2 protein-coding genes are annotated in these 8,235 nt (G+C 38.4%); both read left to right on the forward strand.

Annotated elements, in window-relative coordinates; genetic code table 11:
- The coding region (locus tag J7R13_RS02205; RefSeq protein ID WP_246786254.1) for a Vomp family autotransporter at positions 1-2,924 on the forward strand (2,924 nt) is incomplete at its 5' end.
- Between the two features lie 434 nt (positions 2,925-3,358).
- Entirely contained in the window at positions 3,359-7,837 is a 4,479-nt protein-coding gene (locus J7R13_RS09820) for a Vomp family autotransporter (RefSeq protein WP_281432486.1), read from the forward strand.
- The last annotated feature ends 398 nt before the right edge of the window (positions 7,838-8,235 follow it).

Genomic DNA, 8,235 nt, shown 5'->3' on the forward strand with positions numbered 1-8,235 from the left:
AGCTTTCTGTTGATGGTAACAACGCTACAGACGTTCAAGCTGGAAGTACAGTAGATCTTGTTGCGGGTGCGAGTGGGAATGGAAGCAAAAATATTAAAATTGCAAAAGACAATAGTAATAAAATCACATTTTCTTTAAATGATGATATTAATGTAACGTCTGTCACAACAGGCAAAAGCATTATAAGTGATAATGGCTTTATGTTTACTGATGGTAATGGGCCAAGCCTAACTGTTAATGGTATTGATGCTGGCGATAAAAAGATCACAAAAGTGAAAGCTGGAACTGAAGATACCGATGCAGTAAATTTTGCACAATTGAACGAAATCAAAGATGAAATGGCAGGAAATAGTCTTGTTAAATGGGACGAAGGAAAGAAGCTTATCACTATTGGTGCCCAAAAAGGTGGTACGAAAATTGATATCACAGGTACTGAGGGAGAGCGGACCATTGCGGGTATAAAAAATGGAACGATTTCAGAAGATTCAAAAGAAGCAATAAATGGTAGTCAGATTAATAAGATATCTGGAGATATTGCAAAATTCTTTGGTGGCAACGCAGCATTTCGGGATGGCGCCTTTGTAGGACCAAGATATAACTTATCTATAGTTTCTGCAGATGGTACAGTAAAACAGAACGAATATACTGATGTTGGTTCAGCATTGACAGGACTTGATGCGAATGTCAAAAATGTGAATAGTCGTCTAACAAATGTATCCAATGAGTTTAATCAGAAGATTGAAGGTATCTCTAAAGATGCTTTGCTTTGGAGTGAAGATGAACAGGCATTTGTTGCACTTCACGAAAAAGATGGAAAGCAAATAGATTATAGGATTACTCACATTTTGGATGGTGACGTTAATGAAGAATCAACAGATGCTATAAATGGTTCTCAGCTTTATTCTATGGGTAGCAGGATTGCAAAACACTTTGGTGGTAATGCTTCATTCGAGAATGGTGTCTTTACAGGACCAACATATGAGTTAACGACTATTGCAGAAGATGATACAGTAAGTACAGAGAATTATACTGATGTTGGTAAAGCTTTAGATGTAGTTAATAAAAATGTCTTTGCAGTTGATCATAGAATAACTGTTGGGTTTCTTGATATTGCTGATTATTTTGGTGGTGGTGCTAAGTATGAGAAAGGCAAATGGCACGCTCCTACTTTCAAGGTTTCTCAGCGTGACGCGGATGGTACCATTGTTAAGAAGGAACACCATAATGTCGCTGATGCTTTTGAAGGTGTCAACACTTCTATCACGGATATTTACAGTCAGATTAACAATGTGACAGAAAATAGCCTTGTTAAATGGGACGAAGGATACAAACTTATCACCATTGGTGCCGAAAAAGATGGTACAAGAATTAGTGTTAGAAATAGTGAAGGCCATGCACGGAATATTAATGGTGTTGCAGTTGGAAGAATTGCTATAGATTCAGCTGATGCAATAAATGGTTCCCAGCTTTTTTATATGGGTACAGACATTGCTCGTTATTTTGGTGGTAAAACATCGTTCGAGAATGGCGTCTTTGTAGGTCCAAGATATAACTTATCTATAGTTTCTGCAGATGGTACAGTAAAACAGAACGAATATACTGATGTTGGTTCAGCATTGACAGGACTTGATGCGAATGTCAAAAATGTGAATAGTCGTCTAACAAATGTATCCAATGAGTTTAATCAGAAGATTGAAGGTATCTCTAAAGATGCTTTGCTTTGGAGTGAAGATGAACAGGCATTTGTTGCACTTCACGAAAAAGATGGAGAAAAGACAAAAAGCAAGCTTAAGTATCTTTTGGATGGTGAAATTCATGAGGAATCAACAGACGCGATCAATGGTAGCCAGCTTTATTTCATGAGCAATCAACTTGCTGCTTATTTCGGTGGTGGTGCTAAATATGAGAATGGCAAATGGACAGCACCTAATTTTGTGATTTCTCAAGTCAATGCGGATGGCACTATTAGTGAAAAGACGCATCATAATGTTGCGGATGCTTTTGGTGGTGTTAATAGCGGGATGCTAAACATAAATAATCGTATTGATGAGATCAAAAACAACATTGATTCAGATGTTCTACACTGGAATAAAGCTAAAGGAGCCTATGATGCTAGCCATGATGGTCAACCAAGTAAGATTATCAATGTAGCAGATGGTACAATTGCAGAAGATTCAAAAGATGCAGTCAATGGTGGACAGCTTTGGAAGACCAACGAACGTATCACAGGTGTTGAGAAAGATATTAAACATATCGAAAACAGAGTTGACAATATCTCAACTACGGTTACCAATATTGGTGAGACAGTTCACAATATTGATATAAAAGTTGATAACATCGATAATAAAGTTAACGATCTTGTTGATGGGGTTGTTCTCTATGATAGAGATGCAAATGGTAAAAAAGTCAATAAAGTCACTTTAATAGGTGGTAACGAAAGTGAACCTGTTACGATCGATAATGTAGCTGATGGTAAAATTGGAACAGGCTCGAAAGAAGCTGTAAATGGTGGTCAGCTCCATGAATATACCCAAGAACAGATGAAAATTGTTCTCGATGAATCGAAGCACTACACAGATCAACGGATAAATAATATCAGGATTGATGCTATTGATGAAGCTGTTGAACGTGCTAACAACTACACCAATATGAAGTTTGAGGCTTTAAATTACAGCATAGAAAATGTGCGTAAAGAAGCAAAACAAGCAGCGGCTATTGGTTTAGCGGTGTCTAACTTACGCTACAATGATACACCTGGAAAGCTAAGCGTTGCATTTGGTAGCGGCTTATGGCGCGGACAATCTGCATTTGCTTTAGGTGCTGGTTATTCTTCTGAGGATGGAAAAATCCGCTCCAACCTCTCTGCAACGAGTTCTGGTGGTCATTGGGGTGTAGGTCTTGGGCTTAATTTAACACTGAACTGATAGCAAAAAGCTTTTCTTAAATATGCTCCTTGCCCCTGCTTCATTAAAGCAGGGGCATTTTAGCAAAAAGCTTTCATAAATCCCCTAACGAAATGAAAAAACTATCCACGAAAAATAAATTGATGCCTAAACGGATGATCAATAGACACAAAAATTATACCTTTTTCAAAGAGGTCAAAACTAAAAACGACACACAACCTTTGATAGAAAACGAAATCCATTCTAATATTAAGTGTTTTTTTACCTTCCTTAAATTGACTTTCACAAACCGGCTTCTAATTACCTTTTAAAGGCGCTGTAGCAATAACAGCTTATATCTTAATTTTATTTATGTCCTAAAACACGTTGCAAAAGCAGGAACATGCAAGGGAAATAAGAAAGCTCTGGAGCATACCTTTTTTGTGTTTTTGATCTGTTATTATGAGGGGGGTATTATGAAAAAATTATATACTACACAAAATGTGCGTGATTTGAGTTTTTCTCGTTCGCATCACCGATCATCATTGTTTAAAGTGGCTTCGTTAGGAACTGCGGTGGCCTTGTTTTTATCGAATGCTACTCCTGTTTGTTCAGCAAATCTCGATTTAACAAAAGCACCTCTTGAAAATGTGAAGAATGCTGCCGTGATTTATCCGCAAAGCATTATCTCTGCGTATGATTACTATGATGGTGATAAGGAAAATTATTTAACAGCATTGAATGTGGCAATGATGCCAAAAGTTGACGCTTTTGATGACTATGCAAATTTTTTAACCAAAACCCTTTCTGGTATAAGTAATGATGATCCTATTGTGAATGTCTTGAGGGCAGATGGCAAAAACTCATTGGAAAGAACATTAGATACAGGCGGGCAATATAAAAAATTGATCATCAGTGCACAGAATGGTGAGAATACAGCGACCATTGATGCATTGAATCCTTTGCGCAATGACGTCATGGCTAGAATGCAGCGCGGTACGGGAATGCAACGTGACGCAGAGGTTACTAATGTCATATTTGGTAATGATATACAAAAAGACTCAAAAATCCACGTAGGGAGCGATGTTGTTGCTCTTGGTGCCAAAATAAAAGTCAATGCTCCAGATTCGGTTGCTGTTGGTTATGGTGCGCAGGTGGATAATAAATATACTGTTGCTGTAGGTCATTTGGCGTACGCTGTAGGTAAAAAAAGTATCGCAATAGGTGGTGAAGGTAGATGGGCTGATGACCCGATCCCCCCTGAGGGACGTACAATAGCGAAGGGCGAAGAATCAATTGCTATTGGACATCGTGCTAAGGCGGACAGTGTGAAATCTGTAGCTTTTGGTACTTATTCAAAAGTGGATGTAGATTCAGGTGTTGCGATTGGAAGCGATTCTGTGGCTGATGTTGCTGCTGGCGCTATCGGTTATGATCCTTACATTAAAGGTCCTTCACAGTCTGACAACTTTGCATGGAAAAGTACGCAAGGTGCAGTGAGTGTTGGTGATGCTAAATCAGAGAAAACGCGCCAGATTGTAGGAGTGGCAGCTGGTACTGAATTGCATGATGCCGTTAATGTTGCACAGCTAAAAACGTTACAATCATACGTAGACCAAGGTTGGACACTATCTGTTGGGGGTGAAAATGCTAAAGCCATTGGTATAAAGAGCACGGTGGATTTGTCAGCTGTAAGTGATAACCTTAAGATTACAAAAGGTGCGGAAGACAATAATGTAAAATTTGATCTAGCAGATAATATTACAGTGGCAAGTGTCACTGCAGGGAATGCCTCTATGAGTAGTGATGGCTTTCTGTTTACTGGTGGGGCTAAAATAACTGTGGATGGTATTGATGCTGGCAAGAAACAGATTACAGGAGTAGTAGCCGGAGAAGAACCTGATGATGCAGTAAATTTTGCGCAGCTACAAGAGATAAAAAATCAAATAGTCGGAAATAGTTTTGTTAAGCAAGATGGTGGAGAAGAAGGTACTATCACCATTGGTATGGCAACAGGTGGTTCTGAAATCAATGTTGCAAACAAATCGGGTGAAGATAGGACAATTTCCGGTGTGAGGGCTGCAGTAAACAATAACGACGCTGTTAATAAAGAACAGCTTGATGGTCAAATTGCAGATGTTGTTGACACCATAAAAAGCAATAGCCTTGTTAAGCGAGAAAAAGAGACAAATCGTATCACCATCGGTAAGGAAATAGAAGGCACAGAGATTAATATTGTAAATAAATCAGGTGATGCTCGTACAATTTCTGGTGTAAAAGAAGCAGTTAAGGATGATGAAGCAGTTAATAAAAAACAACTTGATGGTGAAATTGCAGATATCACGGACAGTATTAAGGTCATTAAAGAAGCAAATAATTTTGCAGTTCTCTATGATAAAAATGCAGATGGCACCATTAATTATAATAGTGTGACTTTGGGTGGTGATAAGACTAGGGCACCAGTTGCTCTCCATAATGTACAAGCTGGTACAATTGCAGAAGGGTCGAATGATGCAATTAATGGCAGCCAGATTAATAAAATATCCCGAGATGTAGCAGGCATTTTTGGTGGTGATGCGAAATTTCATGACGGTATCTTGTTTGGTCCGCACTATCATTTATCGCACATTTCTGAAGATGGTGCAGCAGTAACTAAGGATCATAATAATGTTGGTGACGCTTTGACAGGGCTTGATGATAATATCAACAATGTGAATAGCCGCTTAACACATGTAGCCAATGAGTTTACTCAGAAAATTGAGGGTGTCTCTAAAGATTCTCTGTTGTGGAGTAATGATGAGCAGGCATTTGTAGCACAGCATGGAGAGGAAAAAACCAATAGCAAAATTAAGTTTCTTGCCAATGGAGATATTTCTGCTAACTCAACGGATGCTGTAAATGGTTCGCAGCTCTTTGAGACCAATCAGACAGTCGTTAATTTAGTTACGGCTTTTAATGCGGCAAATAAGAATATATCAAGTTATTTGGGCGGTGGTGCAGATGTGGCTGCTAATAAAGCACCAACCTATAAGATTCAGGACACTGAACATAACGATGTTGGTTCTGCTTTTAGTTCTGTCAATAATTCTATCACGGATATCCAAAATCAAATCACTAATGCGACAAAAAACAGCCTTGTCAAGCAAGAGGAAAATGAAGGCGCTATCACTATTGGTAAGGCAACAGGTGGAACTAAAATCAATGTTGCGAACAAATTAGGTGAAGATCGGATCATTTCTGGTGTGAAGGCAGCTGTTGCGAACAATGAAGCTGTTAACAAAGAACAGCTTGATAAAAGTATAGAGAAGGTTTCTAAGGATATTAATCTCACAACAGCTGCTGCAGTTCTCTACGATAAAAATACAAATGGTACTGTCAATTATAACAGTGTATCTTTGGGCGGCAATAAGAGTCAAGGCCCCGTTGCACTCCTCAATGTCAAAGATGGCAAAATTGCTGAAAATTCGCATGATGCAATTAATGGTAGCCAGATTGAAAAAATATCCCAAGATATTGCAAACTACTTTGGTGGTGATGCCGAATTTGTCGATGGTGCTTTTGTAGGACTACAGTATAATTTATCTACAGTTTCTGCGAATGGTGAGGTAGTTCAGGAAACCTTTGAAAATGTTGGTGACGCTTTGAGTGGTCTTGATGCAAATGTGAAGCACGTGAATGATCATTTAACGAATGTGGTCAATAATTTTACACAACAAATCAATGATATTTCAAAAGAAGTCAAAGGGGATGCCTTGTTGTGGAACGGTGATGAACAGGCATTTGTAGCACAGCATGGAGAGGGAAGAACGAAAAGCAAAATTAAGTTTCTTGCCAATGGAGATATTTCTGCTAACTCAACGGATGCTGTAAATGGTTCGCAACTTTATTTGATGAGTAATCAGCTTGCTGCGTATTTTGGTGGTGGCGCTGGCTATAATAATGGAAAATGGACCGCTCCTACTTTCAAGATAGCACAATTCAATAATGACGGTAGTTCTGGTGAGAAAAAGACCTATCGTGACGTTGCCAATGCTTTTGACGGCGTAAGTGAGAGTATGTCCAAGATAAACAACCGTATTCAAAATGTTGAAAACAATGTTTCGTCCAATGGTTTAAATTGGAATGAGCAGAAAAAAGCCTATGACGCTAGCCATGATGGTCAACCAAGTAAGATTATCAATGTAGCAGATGGTAAAATTGCAGAAGGTTCAAAAGATGCAGTCAATGGCGGACAGCTTTGGCAGACCAACGAACGTGTTACGGGTGTTGAAAAAGATGTTAAGCATCTTACCAACAGAGTCGACAATATTTCCACTACGGTTACGGATATGGGTGAAACGGTTTTCCATATTGAAAACAGAGTTGATAATATTGAAAACACGGTTAATAATCTTTCTGATGGCGCAGTTAACTATGATAAAGATGCTGATGGTAAAAAGACCAATAAGATCACTCTAAAAGGTGGGAATGAAAGCGAACCTGTTATAATTGATAATGTTGCGGCTGGTCGTATTGAACAAGGTTCGAAAGAAGCTGTAAATGGTGGTCAGCTCCATGATTATACCCAAGAACAGATGAAGATCATTCTTGATGAAACAAAGCACTACACAGATCAACGTGTGAATATCGTTATCAATGCTATTGATGATGCCGTTGATCGGGCTAACCAATATACAGATATGAAGTTTAATGTTTTAAGTTATGACATTAAAGATATACGCAAAGAGGCAAGACAAGCAGCAGCCATTGGTCTAGCCGTCTCCAACCTACGTTATTTCGACGACCCAGGATCTTTGAGTGTCTCATTTGGTAGCGGTGCATGGCGTGGACAATCCGCATTTGCTCTTGGTGCTGGTTATACGTCTGAAAATGGAAAAATCCGCTCTAATCTATCGGCAACGAGTGCTGGGGGGCATTGGGGAGTAGGTGGCGCAATAACTCTGAAAATAAAATAATACAAAAAACTAATATTTAACAAAGCCTTCGCCCTAGTCTTATTGACAAGGGCGAAAGCTTTTCAGATGCAAAACTTGAAATAACTTCTATTAAAATGGAATAAGGATAAAGGAGTATATGATATTAGCCATGATGGTCAACAAAGTAAGATTATTAATGTTGCTTATGGTAAAGCTTATAATATCTATTTTAGTTTTGTTTTTCTTTTGTTTATTTATGTAAGGGCAAAGTCTTTTTAGCTAAAACATGATCCGATAGAGCTTAGCGAATTATTTAGCCAAGCATAAAGACTAAATTTTTATAGAATTATATTTGTTGGAAAAATAGCACACTAGAATCCATAATGATCTCTTACTATAAGAGAGTTCATTTTTTTCTTGCTATTGTCTGTCAGTGC

The organism is Bartonella taylorii 8TBB (genome assembly GCF_902825155.1).
Classification (GTDB): Bacteria; Pseudomonadota; Alphaproteobacteria; order Rhizobiales; family Rhizobiaceae; genus Bartonella; species Bartonella taylorii_A.